General features: G+C 65.0%; 29 protein-coding genes. All 29 read left to right on the top strand.

All coding sequences use genetic code 11. The features are described from left to right. Positions 1–9: 9 nt before the first annotated feature. Entirely contained in the window at positions 10–384 is a 375-nt protein-coding gene (locus tag XH93_RS18010; protein ID WP_210340498.1) for a hypothetical protein, read from the top strand. A 53-nt stretch (positions 385–437) separates the two neighbouring features. Further along, positions 438–710 carry a hypothetical protein gene (locus XH93_RS18015; protein WP_194474565.1) on the top strand — a complete coding sequence of 91 codons (273 nt, stop codon included), beginning with the start codon at positions 438–440 and terminating at the stop codon, positions 708–710. After that, positions 710–832 (top strand): hypothetical protein, encoded by a 123-nt coding sequence (locus XH93_RS42750; RefSeq protein ID WP_256436626.1) that lies wholly within the window; start codon positions 710–712, stop codon positions 830–832. Before XH93_RS18015 ends, XH93_RS42750 begins: the two co-directional genes overlap by 1 nt. After that, positions 832–1182 carry a hypothetical protein gene (locus XH93_RS18020; protein ID WP_194474566.1) on the top strand — a complete coding sequence of 117 codons (351 nt, stop codon included), beginning with the start codon at positions 832–834 and terminating at the stop codon, positions 1180–1182. The genes XH93_RS42750 and XH93_RS18020 overlap by 1 nt, the downstream gene beginning before the upstream one ends. Then, a complete protein-coding gene (locus XH93_RS18025) occupies positions 1182–1445 on the top strand; it encodes a hypothetical protein (protein ID WP_194474567.1) in 264 nt (87 codons plus the stop codon). Before XH93_RS18020 ends, XH93_RS18025 begins: the two co-directional genes overlap by 1 nt. Beyond that, positions 1442–1873 (top strand): hypothetical protein, encoded by a 432-nt coding sequence (locus XH93_RS18030; RefSeq protein WP_194474568.1) that lies wholly within the window; start codon positions 1442–1444, stop codon positions 1871–1873. The genes XH93_RS18025 and XH93_RS18030 overlap by 4 nt, the downstream gene beginning before the upstream one ends. Continuing rightward, a complete protein-coding gene (locus tag XH93_RS18035; RefSeq protein WP_194474569.1) occupies positions 1870–2178 on the top strand; it encodes a hypothetical protein in 309 nt (102 codons plus the stop codon). Before XH93_RS18030 ends, XH93_RS18035 begins: the two co-directional genes overlap by 4 nt. Continuing rightward, positions 2175–2516, top strand: coding sequence for a hypothetical protein (locus XH93_RS18040; RefSeq protein ID WP_194474570.1), 342 nt, complete (start codon positions 2175–2177; stop codon positions 2514–2516). The genes XH93_RS18035 and XH93_RS18040 overlap by 4 nt, the downstream gene beginning before the upstream one ends. Then, positions 2506–3456 (top strand): YqaJ viral recombinase family protein, encoded by a 951-nt coding sequence (locus XH93_RS18045; RefSeq protein WP_194474571.1) that lies wholly within the window; start codon positions 2506–2508, stop codon positions 3454–3456. The genes XH93_RS18040 and XH93_RS18045 overlap by 11 nt, the downstream gene beginning before the upstream one ends. Further along, positions 3456–4223: a hypothetical protein gene (locus XH93_RS18050; protein WP_194474572.1), complete on the top strand. Its 768-nt coding sequence runs from the start codon at positions 3456–3458 to the stop codon at positions 4221–4223. The genes XH93_RS18045 and XH93_RS18050 overlap by 1 nt, the downstream gene beginning before the upstream one ends. A 17-nt stretch (positions 4224–4240) precedes the next feature. Continuing rightward, positions 4241–5554, top strand: coding sequence for a hypothetical protein (locus XH93_RS18055; protein WP_194474573.1), 1314 nt, complete (start codon positions 4241–4243; stop codon positions 5552–5554). Beyond that, positions 5551–5976, top strand: coding sequence for a hypothetical protein (locus XH93_RS18060; protein ID WP_194474574.1), 426 nt, complete (start codon positions 5551–5553; stop codon positions 5974–5976). The genes XH93_RS18055 and XH93_RS18060 overlap by 4 nt, the downstream gene beginning before the upstream one ends. After that, the gene (locus tag XH93_RS18065) at positions 5973–6386 is read left to right on the top strand and encodes a hypothetical protein (protein WP_194474575.1); all 414 of its coding nucleotides are present in this window, start codon (positions 5973–5975) and stop codon (positions 6384–6386) included. The genes XH93_RS18060 and XH93_RS18065 overlap by 4 nt, the downstream gene beginning before the upstream one ends. Then, positions 6377–6793 carry a hypothetical protein gene (locus tag XH93_RS18070; protein ID WP_194474576.1) on the top strand — a complete coding sequence of 139 codons (417 nt, stop codon included), beginning with the start codon at positions 6377–6379 and terminating at the stop codon, positions 6791–6793. Before XH93_RS18065 ends, XH93_RS18070 begins: the two co-directional genes overlap by 10 nt. After that, positions 6790–7044: a hypothetical protein gene (locus tag XH93_RS18075; RefSeq protein ID WP_194474577.1), complete on the top strand. Its 255-nt coding sequence runs from the start codon at positions 6790–6792 to the stop codon at positions 7042–7044. The genes XH93_RS18070 and XH93_RS18075 overlap by 4 nt, the downstream gene beginning before the upstream one ends. Next, entirely contained in the window at positions 7041–7238 is a 198-nt protein-coding gene (locus XH93_RS18080) for a hypothetical protein (protein ID WP_194474578.1), read from the top strand. The genes XH93_RS18075 and XH93_RS18080 overlap by 4 nt, the downstream gene beginning before the upstream one ends. A gap of 35 nt (positions 7239–7273) precedes the next feature. Then, positions 7274–7933 carry an exonuclease domain-containing protein gene (locus tag XH93_RS18085; protein ID WP_210340499.1) on the top strand — a complete coding sequence of 220 codons (660 nt, stop codon included), beginning with the start codon at positions 7274–7276 and terminating at the stop codon, positions 7931–7933. Further along, positions 7930–8151 carry a hypothetical protein gene (locus tag XH93_RS18090; RefSeq protein WP_194474580.1) on the top strand — a complete coding sequence of 74 codons (222 nt, stop codon included), beginning with the start codon at positions 7930–7932 and terminating at the stop codon, positions 8149–8151. The genes XH93_RS18085 and XH93_RS18090 overlap by 4 nt, the downstream gene beginning before the upstream one ends. Next, positions 8148–8462, top strand: coding sequence for a hypothetical protein (locus XH93_RS18095; RefSeq protein ID WP_194474581.1), 315 nt, complete (start codon positions 8148–8150; stop codon positions 8460–8462). Before XH93_RS18090 ends, XH93_RS18095 begins: the two co-directional genes overlap by 4 nt. Before the next feature lie 167 nt (positions 8463–8629). After that, positions 8630–9064, top strand: a complete 435-nt coding sequence (locus XH93_RS18100; protein WP_371815084.1) for a J domain-containing protein — start codon at positions 8630–8632, stop codon at positions 9062–9064. A gap of 406 nt (positions 9065–9470) precedes the next feature. Then, complete coding sequence (locus tag XH93_RS18105) at positions 9471–9668, top strand: hypothetical protein (protein ID WP_194474583.1); 198 nt, start codon at positions 9471–9473, stop codon at positions 9666–9668. Further along, positions 9665–10051: a hypothetical protein gene (locus XH93_RS18110; protein WP_194474584.1), complete on the top strand. Its 387-nt coding sequence runs from the start codon at positions 9665–9667 to the stop codon at positions 10049–10051. The genes XH93_RS18105 and XH93_RS18110 overlap by 4 nt, the downstream gene beginning before the upstream one ends. After that, the gene (locus XH93_RS18115) at positions 10048–11916 is read left to right on the top strand and encodes a helicase HerA domain-containing protein (RefSeq protein WP_194474585.1); all 1869 of its coding nucleotides are present in this window, start codon (positions 10048–10050) and stop codon (positions 11914–11916) included. The genes XH93_RS18110 and XH93_RS18115 overlap by 4 nt, the downstream gene beginning before the upstream one ends. After that, positions 11913–12182 carry a hypothetical protein gene (locus XH93_RS18120; protein WP_194474586.1) on the top strand — a complete coding sequence of 90 codons (270 nt, stop codon included), beginning with the start codon at positions 11913–11915 and terminating at the stop codon, positions 12180–12182. Before XH93_RS18115 ends, XH93_RS18120 begins: the two co-directional genes overlap by 4 nt. A 26-nt stretch (positions 12183–12208) precedes the next feature. Then, complete coding sequence (locus XH93_RS18125; protein ID WP_194474587.1) at positions 12209–13843, top strand: ParB/RepB/Spo0J family partition protein; 1635 nt, start codon at positions 12209–12211, stop codon at positions 13841–13843. Positions 13844–13845: 2 nt separating this feature from the next. Next, a complete protein-coding gene (locus tag XH93_RS18130) occupies positions 13846–14112 on the top strand; it encodes a hypothetical protein (RefSeq protein WP_194474588.1) in 267 nt (88 codons plus the stop codon). Between the two features lies 1 nt (position 14113). After that, entirely contained in the window at positions 14114–14539 is a 426-nt protein-coding gene (locus XH93_RS18135; protein WP_194474589.1) for a hypothetical protein, read from the top strand. After that, positions 14539–14913: a hypothetical protein gene (locus XH93_RS18140; RefSeq protein WP_194474590.1), complete on the top strand. Its 375-nt coding sequence runs from the start codon at positions 14539–14541 to the stop codon at positions 14911–14913. The genes XH93_RS18135 and XH93_RS18140 overlap by 1 nt, the downstream gene beginning before the upstream one ends. Beyond that, positions 14910–15053: a hypothetical protein gene (locus XH93_RS18145; protein ID WP_194474591.1), complete on the top strand. Its 144-nt coding sequence runs from the start codon at positions 14910–14912 to the stop codon at positions 15051–15053. The genes XH93_RS18140 and XH93_RS18145 overlap by 4 nt, the downstream gene beginning before the upstream one ends. Position 15054: the final 1 nt, after the last annotated feature.

A 15054-nucleotide genomic window follows, 5' to 3' on the forward strand; every position in this document is an offset into this window, starting at 1 on the left:
GAGAGAATGATGAAGACCTTCCTCAAGACCGCCGCCCAGGGCGAGATCACGATCCGCCGGATCGGGGATGTGCCGGCATCGCGGGAGTCGCGCGCCGGCTGCACGCCGCTGGCCCTGGAGAAGGGCAAGCTCGTAATCGGTCATTCGGAGACCGGCCACCATCACGTGCTGTCCCGCAGCGACGGCGCCGAGGTGATGGTGCTGGACCGGCCGCCGGAGGGAATGAGGATTCTCTACGCCATCCTGGAGAATCCGACATCGCTGGATCACCAGCGCGACCACGACACCCACGAGTCGATCGACCTGCCGCCCGGCGAATACGAGTTCCGGATCGCGCGGGAATACGACCCCTACGCCGAGCTGGCGCGGCAGTCGATGGATTGATGCACCTCGGGGCGGCATCGGGCCGCCCCGCCACCCCGGCAATAGGCGTTCAGATGACCGGCGAATTTTCAGTTTGTCAGTTCTTTGAGGACGGCTCCTATGAGGTCGTTCGCAGTTTTGTCGGCCCGAAGGAGGCCGTCGAAGCCGCCAAGCACTACACGTCGAGCGTCGCAGCGAAGACCGGCATTGTCCGGCGCGTCATCATCACCGACGGCGGCGACTTCACGAATTTCGAATGGCGATACGGCGAGGGCATCGTCTATCCACCGCATGACGGCAAGCAGTTCGTGTCCGATGCCGCCCTCCAAGCAGGGAGGGCCTCGTGATGCTGAAGGCCCTTCTCCGCTTCGACGAGATGGCGATCGACCTGGCGCAGGAAGCCTATCTGTGGATCTGGGACCGCACCGGCATCTACGCGGCGACCCCGGCATCTACGCGGCGACCGTGATGTTTGCGGTCATCGTTTGCGAGAAACTGTGCTGGCCGCCGTTTGGATGGCTGGATGTCTTCTGCCTCGCGATCATGGGGATATGGACCGCGGGCAGGTATGCGGCTCAGCAGCACAGCTTGCGGGTCTACAACGCCATGGCCGAGGCATGGAGAGGGCCAATGCTGCGGCTCGTCTATCTCGGAATGCTGTCTGGGATGGTGGCCTTTGACGTGGTTTCGCGCAAGCCACTGAGCCTCGTCGGTGACGCCTTGTTCATCACCTGGAACAGTCTCGCCTGTATCTACATCCGAGACCGTGAGCCGAAGGATTTCTTCGAAGCCCGCCGGCCGGTCGGGGAGGCGGCGTGATGGACCAGCTTTTCCTCTTCACGCTCGATCATCCAACCATCACCGGCATCATGATCGGTGGCGGCTTCATCGGCGGTCCGCTGGCCGCGATCGGCTGGTGCCTCGGCTACGAGCACGCCATGCGGAAATTCACCCGGTGGACGCGGCGCGAGGTGAAGGCCGAGCCCGTGCACATCCAGGGCAACGTGGTGAACTTGCCGGCTTTGCCGTCCGGCTCGATCGAGCGACGCGCGTTTCCGACCACGCCTGGGAGGCGGGTATGACCGGCGATCTGTTCGGACATAGCCCAGACCAGCGACAGCTCGAAGTTCACGAGCACGCTATCATCAGCGTCCCGCGCGCAAACCATGGCCAGTCGATCAGGCACTCCCATGAGGGTGGAAGCGAGCCTCACCAGCACCCAGACACAGGGCCGGCGTCCTACACGATCGACAAGGACGAATGGCTGAAGGCCACCGGCCTGCGCGGCGGCGGTCGGAAGCAGTTCACGAAAACGCCGGAAGGCGAGCAACTGCCGATCGTCGAGCTGGAGGAGTGGCAGAAGTCATTCGAGGTGCACGTCGGCGCACTGCCGCCCGGGTTCAGGGGCACCGGCGGCGGCATGGCCGCGGCTACTCGCATGATCCTCGCTCACCGAATGACGGTCAGCAACGTGGTCCCATTCCCGAGCACCCCAAAGAGGCGGGCATGAACAAGCGGCTCCAAGAATCCAAACCGGACTTTGATTTTGTCGGCGTGTATCCGGGCGGCACGCTGATCTACGTGCTGATGAGGAAGCGCGACGAGTTCGACCTTATCGCTCTGCCGGTCAAGGACCACGGCGAGAACGACAACGGTCACGTTCTGTCGAAAACGCTTTGCGACGGCTCAATGCACATCGTCTTTCAGTTCTGGCTGAAGGAGCGCACGATCGAGACGATCCGCGCCGATCAGGATAAGATCCGCCGCGAGCGCGAGGTGCTGGCCAGCGTCGACCCGTCGTGGGGAGACCGATGAGCAATCTCAGCCGCATGCTCACCACCGCCACCGCGATCCTGGCCGAGCACGACCAGCGCGCGGCGCCGCCGGCACGGAAGGACCAGCCGCCGTTCTTCATCCGCACGACCTGGCTGTTCGCCGAGCTCGAGCTGCTCGCCCCGCCGGCCGAGGAGAACATCTTCAAGCGGATTAAGATTGCGCGGCTCAGCAAGGATGTTGCCTCGCTCGGCCCGCTGCTCGACCTGATCGACAGCAACACCGCCGTGATGGAGGAAGGCCAGCGCAAGCACGAGCGCAGGCAGCTGGTTGGCTGGATCCGCGAGCAGATCGCCCGAGAGGTGACCAATGGCAATTGAGCGATACCCCATCGATCCCGCGAAGGACCGCGCGACCTGGCTGGCGCTTCGCCAGCGCGACATCACCGCCAGCGACGTGCCGGCGGTGTGCGGCGAGGGCATGTTCGGCTCCGCGACCAAGGTCTGGGCCGAGAAGCTCGGCAAGATCGGGCCGCAGGAGATGACCGAGGCCATGAAGCGCGGCCTCTGGGGCGAAGCTGCGGTGTTCGAGGCGATCGGCTGGGAATATCCCGAGTGGGAGGTCCGACGTGCCAAGGTTTACATCCGCGATACCGAGCTGCGCCTCGGCGCGACGCCGGACGGCGCGGCTATCATCCCCGGCCTCGACGGCGTGACCGTCGTCCAGACCAAGGTGATCGCGCGGCCGGTGTTCGATTCCTACTGGCGCGCGGATCCCGAGGATGCCCATAGCCCGATCAACGCGCCGCTGGCCTACCAGCTGCAAACCCTGACCGAGACGATGCTGGCCGACGCCGCGCGCGGCATGATCGTAGCGCTCGTCGTCGACACCTTCCGGTGGGACCTCTACGCGATTCCGCTGGAGCGCAACGCGCCGGCGGAGGCGGTGATCCGCGATCGCGTCGGCGCATTCTGGCGCAACTATCTCGACACCGGCATCCAGCCGCCGATCGATGTCGAGCGCGACCAGGAAGTGGTCAAGCTGCTGTTCCCGAAGGACAACGGGATCGAGATCGACCTCAGCCATGACAACGAATTGCCCGGTCTGGTGCACGGGCTCGAGGATGCCCGCGCCCGCAAGAAGGCCGCGGAGAAGGACGAGGGCACGGCGAAGACCGCGATCGCCGGCAAGATGGGCGAGGCCGCGATCGCGCGGCTCGCCGACGGCCGCCGCGTCAGCCACAAGACGCAGGAGCGCGCCGGCTACGAAGTCGCGCCGAGCTCCTATCGCGTGATGCGCGTCCTCAAGGGAGGTGGCTGATGGCCGTCGCCCGCAAGGTCGAGAAGACCGACAACCTCCCGCCGCCACTGGTCACCAAGGATCAGCTGACCGCCGACTTCCTGCACCTGGTCCAGGACGTGGCCGAGATCGAGAACGACTGCCTCGATCTTCCCAACGTCGCCGAGGATGATGAGGACCTCGCCAGGATCACCAAGGCTGCCAGCGGCATCATCAAGCTGGCGAAGCGGATCGACGAGCAGAAAAAGGAAGCGAAGCGGCCGTTCCTCGACGCCAACACGCTACTGGAGTCGTTCTTCGCGCATGGGCTCGGCGCAACCCTTGCTGCGCTGAAGACCGACCTCGAGAAGGTCTCGACAGCCTATCAGCGCAAGAAGGCGGCGAAGGAGCAGGCCGCGCGCGACCAGGCCGCGGCCGAGGCGCAGGCCAAGGCGGCCGCGGCTCAGCGCCAGGTCGAACAGACCGTGCAGTCCGGCAACGTGCAGGCGGTCGCCGCCGCGGTCACGCAGTCCAACGCGCTGGCCGATTTCGCAAACCGGGCCACTGCTGCGGCGGCCGCGCCGACGTCCTCGATGGGGATCGTCAAGACAGAGGCCGGCACGGCTTCGCTGGTCGACAACTGGACCTTCGACCAGCTCGACATGGACACCGTCGACCTCGAGACGCTGCGGCCGTTCATCGCGCAGGCCTCGATCGAGCAGGCGCTGCGCGCCTTCATCAAGGCCGGACGCCGCCAGATCAAGGGCGCCCGCATCTTCAATGACAACAGGTCGCGCTTCCGCGGCTGAACAGGAGGTATTTCGAAATGTCGAACGTTGATGTTGACGACCGGACCGAGCGGCGCAGCGCGCTGGATGCTTTTGCCAGCGCCCCGGTGCGCGAGGTCCAGGCGCCGTCCGTCCTGCCGATGGCCTCGACCGGCGATCGCGTGTTCGGTGCCCAGCAGGTCGCAGTCTACCGCGACGAGGCCCGCGTGTTCCAGAAGCTGGCCGCCCTGGGCGCCGCTGCCGGAGACGATTGGTTCTATCGGTTCCCGGTCCGGAAGAAAGTCAAGGACAAGGAGACCGGCAAGGAGGAGTGGGTCACCGACTACATCGAGGGAGCGTCGATCAAGCTCGCCAACGATGTCGCCCGGATCTACGGCAACTGCGAGGTCGACACCCGCGTCATCGACATGGGAACGAGCTGGCTGATCTATGCCCGGTTCACCGACTTCGAGACCGGCTATGCGCTGACGCGGCCGTTCCAGCAGAACAAGGGCGGCTCCAAGCTCGGCGGCGACGACAATGCGCGCAAGCTCGACATCGCGTTTCAGATCGGTGTCTCGAAGGCCATCCGCAACGTCGTCGTCAACGCGCTGCAGACCTATTCGGATTACGCGTTCGATGCCGCGCGCAGCTCGCTCGTCGAGAAGATCGGCAAGAACCTCGCCGGTTACCGCGACCGCACCGTCCAGGGCATCGGCAATCTCGGCGTCGAGTTGTCGCGGGTCGAGGCCGTCACCGGCAAGTCCGCCAAGGACTGGACGGCGCCCGACGTCGCCAAGGTCATCGCCATGATGAAGGCGATCGCCGACGGCATGGCGACCGTCGACGAGACATTCCCGCCGAAGGGCGCCTCACACGACCCCGAGACCGGCGAGGTCAAGGAAACCACCCAATCCACCGCGCAGGCCGAAGCCGCAGCACCTTCGCAAGGCGCTGGCGCGGGGACGGCGGAGCCAGCCGACCAGAAGCAACAGACTGCTTCGGGTCCTGACCAGGCTGGCTCCGCCACCAATTCCACAGCTTCGACGCAACCGACCGAAAACACCCCTCCGGGAACCGTTGCGTCGGGCCAGGCCGCCTCGAACCCCAGCCCTCCCAAGCAAGGGGACGGGGCGGCCGCGGGCCCGGAATCGGATGCCAGCAACATGACGGCGCCGAAGACCGAGGCCGAGTACATCAAATACTCGGACGCCTGGATTGCCGCGCTCACCGACGCCACCGCCGGCGAGGCGCGCTGGAAGGAGGAGAAGACGCTGCGCAACAAGGCACATGTCGGCTCCGATGCCCGCGAGGCGCAGCAGGAGAAGCTCGCCAAGAAGTGCGCCGAGATCAGGGACGCCGACCGGTCATGAGCGCCGCCGAAACCGTCATGATCACGAGGCCACGGGCGACCGAGATCAGCAGCACTGGTCTCGTTCGCCAGACCTTCGACGTCGTCAACTGCCCCGGCATCACCGTGGTCTGGGAGGGCTTCAAGCCTGATGCCGAGGGCGAGTTCGAGACGGTTTCGCAGACCTACCACCTGTCGACCGGCAAGGTCTTCGACAGCGCCGACGAGGCGCTGCTCGCCTGGGACGCCGAGCAGACCGACCAGGAGATCGTCGACGCTCTCGGCGAAGCGCTGCTGCGGTACCGGCATGGTCTGATGCGGCCGCTCTGGGCGGACCGCTCGACTGGGCAGAAGTCGCCCTGGATCGCCGCGGCGCGCTCGTTCCGCCGCCTGCTCAACGGCATCGGCTTCGACATCGTCAAGCTGGAGAGGCGATCGTCATGATCAATCAGTCCGACCGTCTCAAGGAGCGGCACCGCGGCTGGCAAAAGGCGCAGCCGGCGAGCGCCTCGCGCCTCGCGGCGCTGAAAACCTTTGGGCTCCGCTATGTCGAGCTCGACGACTTCAATGTTTTGGTCGAGGGCGAGTACACGCTGAACCTCGCCATGAGCTTCTGGCGCGCCAACGACGGATCCGCGCAGGGTTACCTGGTCTCGACGCTGCACGACGAGATCCGGGGCAAGCAGCTTCACGAGAAACCTGCCGCGGGCAGGGACAGCGGCGCAGTCATCGGTGGAGTACCGCCCATCGACAATCAGGCAAAAGCGCTCGCCGAGTCCGCGGCAGGCTCTATTGCGCCCGAGTCGCCGACGTCGACGGCGACGCTGCTGCCGGAGGTCTCGCCATGCCGGTAATGACGGAAGATCAGGCCAAAGGCAAAACCTGTCCCCACACGTTCAGCGTTCCGGAGCTCCGAACCCCTGAGGGAGTCGGTATCCGAACGAGCGGCCCATGGGGCTGCATCGGCTCGCAATGCATGGCGTGGCGCTGGCGCGATCCCAAGCCGGAGCAACGAAAGCCGAAACAGCTCTGGCCTGACACGGAAGACGACAAAGTTCTAAGGACCGCGTCAGGTCCTGACCGTGGGGAAGACATCCCACCGGATGCGACGTGGCTGCCGATGACCGGCGACGAGAAAGATGGTTGGGAGGGCGGCTATTGGGAGGAGCCACGCTCGGTCGCCGAGGCTGAATTCGAGAAGGCGAAAGCCGCTCGCCGCGGGTTCTGTGGTCTGACAATACCGCCGGGGCACGAGTCGTGACCGAGCAGAAGTGCAACTGCCTGGAATGCCGTCTCCGCGCTGCCCTCAGCGAGGGCGGCGATCCGTCGGCGCCGTTTGAGGTTGACGTCAATGAAGCAGCGAAGGCGATGGGCAACATCCTCGGCGAGTTGCTCGCTCATCATTCGAGCAAGGCGGCCAAGGCATTCGCCATCGCGCTGCTCGAACACCGCAAGCGCTGGCTGAAGCATCCGCGCGTCGCGGCCCAGCAAACACCAGCGGGGCATGCATGACGGATTTTCGCCCTCGCACCTTCTGCTGGATCGGTGGTGTCCGCGGGCCGGCGCCACAGATCCTTTTCGACGATCCCCGCGTCGGCTGCGAAGGCCTGCAGATCCTCGCCAGCATCAGGCTCGAGCCGACCGACACGCGATCGCTCGACCAGCTCGCGCGCGACTGTCCAGCACCTTCCGTGGAGACCATCTGATGCTTTTCCGTGTCGTCGACTTCGAGACCACCGGCATGCCGCCCGAGGCGGCGCTGTGCGAGATCGGCTATTGCGATGTCGACACGAGCGACGGCGACAAGATCGGTCAGCCGGTCGGCATGCTCGTCAATCCAAACCGCCCGATGCCGCCGGAGGCGAGGGCGATTCACCATATCAGCGATCGCGACCTGGTCGACGCACCGTCGATCGATACCGGCCTGATCACCCTCAATCACCCGAGCGTCGATGTCTTCGTTGCCCACAACATGGCGTTTGAGCGCGAGTTCTTCACGGGCGGCGCCAAGAACTGGATCTGCACGCTGAAGGTTGGCCGCCGCCTCTGGCCGGAATGCCCGAGCCATTCGAACCAATGTCTCCGGTACTACCTCGGCATCGAGCTCGATGACGCCTTGGCAATGCCCCCCCACCGAGCCGCTCCCGATGCCTATGTGACTGCGCACATCCTGGTCGAGGCCTTCAAGGCCGGCGCGTCGCTGGCCGACATGATCGTATGGTCGGCGGGGCCGTCGTTGTTGCCGCGCGTCACCTTCGGCAAGCACCGCGGTCAGGCGTGGAAAGACCTGCCGGGCGACTATCTCGACTGGATCGTGCGGAAGTCCGACATGGACGCCGACACCAAGTTCACCGCTCGCCATCACCTGGAGGAGCGGAGAAAGGCGGCGGCGTGGCCATGACCAATACCGTCAGCCTCGGCGCTTATGCCGTCACCGTCGGCGCTCTGTTTCATCTGATCTTCCTGGGACCGGTGTTCGATTGGTCCTCGGCCTGGTCGTGGGTGTGGCTCGTCGGCTGGCCGCTGATCGGATGCGTCTCGATCTCGGTGATCGTTCTCGGCGTCGTGGCGGCCGCGCGCCTGATCGTCGCATGCTCCATGCTGGCAGGTGAACAATGATCGAGCGGACCGCGATCGAGGACACCCGCATAGTCTACGGCGCGCGCTGCGTCTGGTGGGACGGCATCGAGAAGATCGGGTCGAGGGGGCGGGGGCCGTTCGGCGGGCTGCCCTGTTGTCCGCACTGCAAGGGCATGCTGTTCGAGATGGCGTCGCCGAAGGAGTGGTGGGACGGCGTCGAAAAATTCCAGGCCGCAGGTCACCCCGGATACCGCGCCTTCATGGAATGGCTCAAGGGCAAGTGCTTCCCGACCATCCAGGCGGCAAAGGCCGCCTATGAGGCGAAGCCGGGAAGGACGGTGCAGCTGTGACCGAGTCCGTTCGCGCCTTCCCGCTCCACTGGCCGGCCGGCTTCCCCCGTTGGAAGGGCAGCCGCACCTCAGGCGCTTTCCGCTCCGACTTCGAGACAGCGCTCCGCAATGTCCGCAAGAGCCTCGAAGCCTTTGCAAAGGACAGCAACCGGAAGATCGAAAGCCCGGTGCTGTCCAGCAACATCGACCTGAACCCACTAACGGAGAACACCGGCAAGCGGCCGGCCGATCCTGGCGTCGCGGTCTGGTTTTCGTGGGACGGTCTTCAGGTCTGCATTCCCGTCGACCGTTATGAGACCCCAGCCGCGAACCTGCAGGCCATCCATCACATCATCGAGGCGCGCAGGGTCGAGCTGCGGCATGGGACCCTGGCGCTGGTGCGCGCGACATTCACCGGATTCCAGGCGCTGCCGTCGCCGAAGGGCAAGCATTGGCGAGAAATCCTCGACCTGGCCGACGTGCCCGCGGTCTCTCGAACTCATATCGACACAGCTTACAAGGCGCTGTCACGCGATCGGCATCCGGATCGCGGCGGCAGCACGGAAGCTATGGCCGAATTGAACAACGCGCGGGACACCGCGCTGCGGGAGATCGGATCGTGACCGAAGGAATCTGCCTCGCCCGCGGAACTAGCCCCGCCGCGGCCTACCCCCAAGGCGCAGACCCGCGCGCGACACCGCCCGCGCGCCCAACATCACCGGCGGCGAGCGGTGATGCTTCACTTTTGAATGAGCAGCACGGCACCGTGATGTTGCAGGGATGGGTGATCTCATGACCAGCAACAGATTTGCGCGGCCGCAACCTGCTAGCCGACACTGTCGTCACTACGACTACGTGAATGGTCTCGGTCCCGGGACCGGCCCGCGCTGCGCGGTCGGTATCGACCTCTCTGCACCAGGCGCTGCGTCGCCGTGCATGCCAGCGAGCCCGCAGCAGGTCGCGTGCGACAAACGCGAGGAACACACTGACGAGGAGCGCGCGGTTTGGGAGGCGTGGCGGAAAGAGCGAATGGCCCGGATGCTCGTGGTGCTCGCGCAAATCCCAGGCTCCTCACGCGACAAAAAGAACAAGCCAGAATGGGGCAAGTCCGGCGAATTCGACTGCCCTGCCTGCAAGGAAGGGAAGGTCCGTTGGTCGCGGGCTTCAGTGAACGGTCACGTCCGCGCGGCCTGCACGACGCCGGACTGCTTCGGGGTGATGGAATGAGAAAGGGCCGCGTCCTCACCGACGAGATCAGGGAGAAGATCGAGCAGCTGTTCGCCTCGATGCAGAAGCCGACGGCCGCCAAGATCGCGCGCCGGCTCAGCCTGAAGGAAAACACCGTCTACTGGTACGCGCTCTGCAATGGCCTCCTATCCAAGAAGCCGCCGAGCTACGGCCGCAAGCCGTATCAGCGCAACGGCATCACGATCAATCCATACACCCCGGAACATGACGCGATGCTTACCGAGATGCGGATCGCCGGGCATGGCTTCACCGCCATCGCCGAGGCCCTGACCGAAAGATTTGGCATCCCGCGCAATCCGCACAGCGTCCACAACCGTAGCATCATGCTCGCGGCGACCGCCGACGAAAGCGAGGCCGCATGACCGTGATCGATGCCAAGTTTGCGGAGGCCCTGCGCGGCGAAGGCCGCGGGTTCGGACCGGGCGGATCGGGGGCACCGGCGCCGATCGTAAAGCCGGAACCGCGGAAGGTCCGCGACGGCGACATCCACCTCGGCACCGGCTCCAACGGCGACCAGGTCGGCGTCAGTCTCGACAAGCTCGTCGATGGCCGCCTTCTGATCCAGGGCAACAGCGGCGCCGGCAAGTCGATGCTGCTGCGCCGGCTGTTCGAGCAGGCCTGGGGTAGGGTCCAGCAGCTCCTGATCGACGTCGACGGTGAGTTCTCGACGATCGCGGAGAAGTTCGACGTCGCCGTCGTGAAGGCCGCGGACGTGCAGCGGATCGGCGGCGAAGCCTTCGGCCGGCATATCCGCCGCAACAGGTACAGCGCCATCCTCGACCTGTCGGACGCGACCACCGAAGACCGGTTCGTGATCGTGGCGGACCTGGTCACAGCGCTGGTCGAGGCGCCGGCCGAACTCTGGTTCCCGATGCTGGTGCTGATCGACGAGACGCAGTCGCTGGCGCCGCGATACGACCCTGGCGACGTCGAGGTCGAGACCAGGAAGCGAACGATCCGCGCGCTCGCGGATGCCATGACGCGGGGCCGCAAGCGCGGTCTTGCCGGCATCGTCGCTACCAGCCGGATCGCGGAGACCTCGACGCCGGTCATTGCCAAGCCGACCAATATCATCGTCGGCCGGACGATCTTCGATCGTGACCTCGAGCGCGCCGGTGACGTGCTCGGCTTCACCTCGGGCCACAGCCGTGCGCTGAGGACGCTGTCCGACGGCGAGTTCATCGGCATCGGTCCGGCCTTCAATATCGCCGGCAGGTCCCGCTTCAAAGCCGGTGGCGTCGAGACCAGGCACAAGGGCGAGGCTCCCAAGATCGAGGCGCCGCCTCAGGTCAGCGCGGCGGATGCGATCGCGATGCTGGCGCAGGTTGACGATGCGCCCGAGGGCTCTGAGCCGGCTGAGCTCCGGGTGAGGCAGGTCTCGCGCACCGGCGGCCGCGGCATCGACTGGCTGCAGGCTCACGACAAGATCATCCGTGACGGTTACGAAGTCGGCACTCCGCTCGCCGAGATCGGCGCGCAACTCGCCGCGGCCGGCCTGCAGGTGTCGACCAGCGGCATTTCGACCCGCGCCCATGCGCTCGGCCTGATCAGCCAGAAGGCCATGCTGGGTTGGCAGCCCGAAGAGGACGCCATCCTCGTCGAGGAGTACGGCAAGGAAACCCGTATCATCGACATCGTGACCAAGCTGGCCGAGAACGGCTTCAGCCGCGGCAGGGTTGCCGTTCAGATGCGCGCGATCGCGCTCGGCATCACCCGCGACCGCGTCAACTACTGGACGGACGACGAGACCAAGATCGCGCTGGCCGGCCTGAACGAGGGAAAAACCACGCGCGAGATCATCGCCGACCTGAAGGCAGCCGGGTTCGAGCGCGGGGTCACGGGTATTACGAAGTTTGCCCAGAAGCACGGCATCAGCCGGAACAGCGCGGTTCCGTGGACTGACGGCGATATCGAGACGCTGACGACCATGTACACGGCGAACCAGTCAGTCGCTGAGATTATGCAGAAGCTGGACCGCTCGCGTGGCGCAATCCTTTCGATGGCGAGCCAGCTCGGCCTGAAGCAGCGCAAGCCGTGGACCGACGCTGAAAAGGCGATCCTGCAAAAGGCGCATAAGACCGGCCGGTTGCTTGTCGACGTGCCGGCACTGCTTCCGGGCCGCACCTACGCGACGGTGGCCCGCATGGCCATGCAGTTGCGGCTCGATTTCAACGCCAACCGCAAGGCCGCGAAGGCCAAGGCCGCCAACAAGGCGAAGCGAAAATGAGCCGAGAAGCGCGCCTTCATCCCAGGGTCGAGCGGTATCTCGGACCAGTCGCGGTCGCGCAGTTCATCGATATGGGCTGGTTCACATTCTGTCCGATTGGCTTGACCAAGGGCGGGCGCAAGGCATTCCGGGCCGGCTACGGTTTTTGGGACGGTCAGGAGCAGTTGCTCCCGATCCACACCGGCAGCACGACCCGGATTCCAAACGGCGCGGCCCACTGGGAGGGGCGAGTCACGCGGCTCGGCCGCACCACCGACGACGATTGAAACCGCAGCACATTGAGGAGTCCCGCATGCAGATCATCGAAGCCAAGCTGATGCAGCTGAAGATCGACCCGGCCAACGTCCGCAAGACGGACAGGGCGCCGAAGGAGGGAATGCTCGCCAGCATCCGGCAGAAGGGCATCATCATGCCGCTTCTGGTCCGCAAGAACGGCGAGGAGGGCTTCTATGTCACCGACGGCGGCAAGCGCCTTGCGGCCGCCCAGAAGCTGGCCATGGACGGCGAGTTCGACAAGGCGACGCCGATCACCTGCATCCTGCGGGAAAACAATGTCGCCGACGCCACCGACATCAGCCTGACCACGAACCTGATGCGCGACGACATGCATCCGGTCGACGAGTTCGAGGCGATCGCCAAGCTGATCGACGAGGGCAAGTCGCCGGAAGACATCAAGAGCGGCTACGGGATTTCGTTGAAGGAGATCACCCGGTCGTTGGCGCTCGGCAAGCTGGCTCCGGAGGTCCGGGAGGCCTGGCGCGAGGGCAAGATCAGCGAAGATGTGGCGCGCGCGTTCACGCTGGAGACGGATCAGAAGCGACAGGCCGCGCTGCTGGTCTCCCTGAAGAAGAGCCACGGTTTAACTGCTTGGGGTGTCCGAACCGCCGTTCTCGGCGAATCCCGCAAGATCGAGGCCATGCTCGAGTTCGTCGGGATGGACGCCTACAAGGCGGCCGGCGGCGCGACGACGGAAGACCTGTTCGCCGATGCGAAGGATGCGACCAGCATCGCGACCGACAGCAAGCTGCTTAAGAAGCTCTACGACGAGAAGCTCGAGAGGAGGATTGAGGAGCTCAAGGCCGAGGGGTGGAAATGGGTCTCCCTCGATTCCGAGCTGCCGTCGGGCTCGTCGTGGTGGTCATCCAAGGCGAAGAAGGACATTAAAGTCGATGATCGAATTAAGTATGGCGTGATCGTCGACATCGACTACAACGGCCGTGTCAACATCAAGTATGGTGTCGAGAAGCCTGCGCAGAAGGCCGCGGCCGAGCGGAAGAAAGCGACCAAGGCCGCCGGCGGTGTTGCGATCTCAGCGGCGCTGTGTGGACGCCTGACCGACCAGATCACGAAGGCCGCCGAGCACGTGCTCAAGTCCGACAAGACGCTCGGTCTCGCCGCGGTCTGCGCGGCGCTGACCTGCTACGATTCCCCGATCAACATTCGCGGCGACAACAGCCCCGGCAAGACGAAATTCGCGGCGCAGCTGGAGCTGATGCGCAAGAAGAGCACGGTCGAGCTGTTCACGGTGCTCGCGAGCGTCGCGGCCGATTCTATCTCAATCGGCGCGCAGAGCCAGGACAACCTGCCGCTGGCCAGGAACAGCGACAACGACCGCGCGCTGCTCGAGGCGCTTGATGCCAAGAAGTTGAACGCCGCGCTGCGCGCCGGCTTCGATGCCGCCGACTACTTCGCAGGCGTCACCGCGCAGGCCTGCCAGGACGCGATCAAGCTCTGCGACCCGAAGTATCCGTTCACCGGCAAGGAGAAGAAGTCCGAGCTCGCCAAGCTGGCGGCCAAGCTGGTGAAGGAATCGAACGCCGGCGGGAAGGCCGGCTATCTGCCGCCAGAGATGCGGACGGCGTTCTATGACGGGCCAGCGTCGGCGGCGAAGTTGAAGAAGATGCCTGCGAAGAAGGCCAAGCGCTGACCATGGTTACCCAGCCGAAAGACGATTGGGAGAAGCCTCGGTCAAAGGGTACCCATCTGACCGATGCAGAGATCGCTCAGCTGAAAGTGGCCTATAGGGCCGGCACGCGATCGAGGGATGCCGAGCGCACGCTCAAATGTGCGACCCGGACGGTCAACAAATACTACGGCTTCTTCAAAGCTGAAGGCGTCATCAAAGACACCGAGCGGCCAAGCCCAACTCCGCGATCAACCTCACCACGATTCTACAAATCAACATTCGAGCTCTGACATGAACGATACCGCGACAATCGAACAGCCTGCAGCTGCCTCCGCCGATAACGGCTGGCAATGGGTTCACCTCGAGGTGATGGGCCACCGCTCACATTGGGGCCGCGTCCGCGAGGAGGAGCGCTTCGGAACGAAGATGCTTCGGATCGACGTACCGAGCTTCGAGAACCAGCAGGCCTACCTCGAGGCCGTCGGCGCCAAGGAGCGATCCGAGCCCATACTGGCCTGGGAGACGCACTATTACAGCGGTGCCTCGATCTTCTCGTTCCGCCTGACGGATGAGGCAACCGTCATGCAGGCGAACAAGCCGTATCAGTCGCCGTCGCGACTTACCTACCGCGCGTCAACGCCAGCAGAGGATGGCTTCGGTCCGACCGAAGATGACGAGCCGCATCGCGATGACGACGATGACGAGGGGCCATTCTGATGATCGACCTCGACCGATGGCTCAATGTTGCGGTGCCCGACGACTACGAGCCACCGGTCAGGTTCCTCGACGGCAGGACCGAGGCCTTGAACAAGGTTAAAGTCACGCCCGAGACGAAGGCGTTGCTCGACGAGCTCGGCCAACGGCTGGGCATCGGGCCCGGCGGCGTGGCCGGTAGCCTCATCGAGGAGCTCGCGGCTCAGGGCACGCTCGCACAGACCTGGCGGGCGCAGAACAATCGTCACCGCAAGATCATGTACCGGCTGCGTCGCGAGGCCGAGCAGCACCAAGCCAACAATCCGTGCGGCTGCGGCGAGACCTGCGAGGACAAGAGCGACGACTGTCGATACCTGCACCGGGCGCGCGCCGAATGAAGCAACCGTCAACATACCCGCGCCAGCCGCGCACCTTCTTCTGCCAGAAGTGCGGCGCGCGCGTGTATCGGCCGAGCAGCGACCGCTTCGACGACAGCATCTGCCTGAACTGCTGGTACGGACCGGCGAGGGCGGATTGAT

Source organism: Bradyrhizobium sp. CCBAU 51753 (genome assembly GCF_015291565.1).
GTDB lineage: Bacteria > Pseudomonadota > Alphaproteobacteria > Rhizobiales > Xanthobacteraceae > Bradyrhizobium > Bradyrhizobium ivorense.

What these genes read in the sequence shown, in the direction of transcription:
- XH93_RS18080 (WP_194474578.1), top strand. Translation starts at nt 7,041, where the DNA reads ATGACGGATTTTCGCCCTCGCACCTTCTGCTGGATCGGTGGTGTCCGC.
- XH93_RS18070 (WP_194474576.1), top strand. Translation starts at nt 6,377, where the DNA reads ATGCCGGTAATGACGGAAGATCAGGCCAAAGGCAAAACCTGTCCCCAC.
- XH93_RS18115 (WP_194474585.1), top strand. Translation starts at nt 10,048, where the DNA reads ATGACCGTGATCGATGCCAAGTTTGCGGAGGCCCTGCGCGGCGAAGGC.
- XH93_RS18090 (WP_194474580.1), top strand. Translation starts at nt 7,930, where the DNA reads ATGACCAATACCGTCAGCCTCGGCGCTTATGCCGTCACCGTCGGCGCT.
- XH93_RS18045 (WP_194474571.1), top strand. Translation starts at nt 2,506, where the DNA reads ATGGCAATTGAGCGATACCCCATCGATCCCGCGAAGGACCGCGCGACC.
- XH93_RS18050 (WP_194474572.1), top strand. Translation starts at nt 3,456, where the DNA reads ATGGCCGTCGCCCGCAAGGTCGAGAAGACCGACAACCTCCCGCCGCCA.
- XH93_RS18020 (WP_194474566.1), top strand. Translation starts at nt 832, where the DNA reads ATGTTTGCGGTCATCGTTTGCGAGAAACTGTGCTGGCCGCCGTTTGGA.
- XH93_RS42750 (WP_256436626.1), top strand. Translation starts at nt 710, where the DNA reads ATGCTGAAGGCCCTTCTCCGCTTCGACGAGATGGCGATCGACCTGGCG.
- XH93_RS18145 (WP_194474591.1), top strand. Translation starts at nt 14,910, where the DNA reads ATGAAGCAACCGTCAACATACCCGCGCCAGCCGCGCACCTTCTTCTGC.
- XH93_RS18135 (WP_194474589.1), top strand. Translation starts at nt 14,114, where the DNA reads ATGAACGATACCGCGACAATCGAACAGCCTGCAGCTGCCTCCGCCGAT.
- XH93_RS18030 (WP_194474568.1), top strand. Translation starts at nt 1,442, where the DNA reads ATGACCGGCGATCTGTTCGGACATAGCCCAGACCAGCGACAGCTCGAA.
- XH93_RS18105 (WP_194474583.1), top strand. Translation starts at nt 9,471, where the DNA reads ATGGCCCGGATGCTCGTGGTGCTCGCGCAAATCCCAGGCTCCTCACGC.
- XH93_RS18025 (WP_194474567.1), top strand. Translation starts at nt 1,182, where the DNA reads ATGGACCAGCTTTTCCTCTTCACGCTCGATCATCCAACCATCACCGGC.
- XH93_RS18125 (WP_194474587.1), top strand. Translation starts at nt 12,209, where the DNA reads ATGCAGATCATCGAAGCCAAGCTGATGCAGCTGAAGATCGACCCGGCC.
- XH93_RS18010 (WP_210340498.1), top strand. Translation starts at nt 10, where the DNA reads ATGAAGACCTTCCTCAAGACCGCCGCCCAGGGCGAGATCACGATCCGC.
- XH93_RS18015 (WP_194474565.1), top strand. Translation starts at nt 438, where the DNA reads ATGACCGGCGAATTTTCAGTTTGTCAGTTCTTTGAGGACGGCTCCTAT.
- XH93_RS18120 (WP_194474586.1), top strand. Translation starts at nt 11,913, where the DNA reads ATGAGCCGAGAAGCGCGCCTTCATCCCAGGGTCGAGCGGTATCTCGGA.
- XH93_RS18085 (WP_210340499.1), top strand. Translation starts at nt 7,274, where the DNA reads ATGCCGCCCGAGGCGGCGCTGTGCGAGATCGGCTATTGCGATGTCGAC.
- XH93_RS18140 (WP_194474590.1), top strand. Translation starts at nt 14,539, where the DNA reads ATGATCGACCTCGACCGATGGCTCAATGTTGCGGTGCCCGACGACTAC.
- XH93_RS18130 (WP_194474588.1), top strand. Translation starts at nt 13,846, where the DNA reads ATGGTTACCCAGCCGAAAGACGATTGGGAGAAGCCTCGGTCAAAGGGT.
- XH93_RS18060 (WP_194474574.1), top strand. Translation starts at nt 5,551, where the DNA reads ATGAGCGCCGCCGAAACCGTCATGATCACGAGGCCACGGGCGACCGAG.
- XH93_RS18035 (WP_194474569.1), top strand. Translation starts at nt 1,870, where the DNA reads ATGAACAAGCGGCTCCAAGAATCCAAACCGGACTTTGATTTTGTCGGC.
- XH93_RS18110 (WP_194474584.1), top strand. Translation starts at nt 9,665, where the DNA reads ATGAGAAAGGGCCGCGTCCTCACCGACGAGATCAGGGAGAAGATCGAG.
- XH93_RS18055 (WP_194474573.1), top strand. Translation starts at nt 4,241, where the DNA reads ATGTCGAACGTTGATGTTGACGACCGGACCGAGCGGCGCAGCGCGCTG.
- XH93_RS18065 (WP_194474575.1), top strand. Translation starts at nt 5,973, where the DNA reads ATGATCAATCAGTCCGACCGTCTCAAGGAGCGGCACCGCGGCTGGCAA.
- XH93_RS18095 (WP_194474581.1), top strand. Translation starts at nt 8,148, where the DNA reads ATGATCGAGCGGACCGCGATCGAGGACACCCGCATAGTCTACGGCGCG.
- XH93_RS18040 (WP_194474570.1), top strand. Translation starts at nt 2,175, where the DNA reads ATGAGCAATCTCAGCCGCATGCTCACCACCGCCACCGCGATCCTGGCC.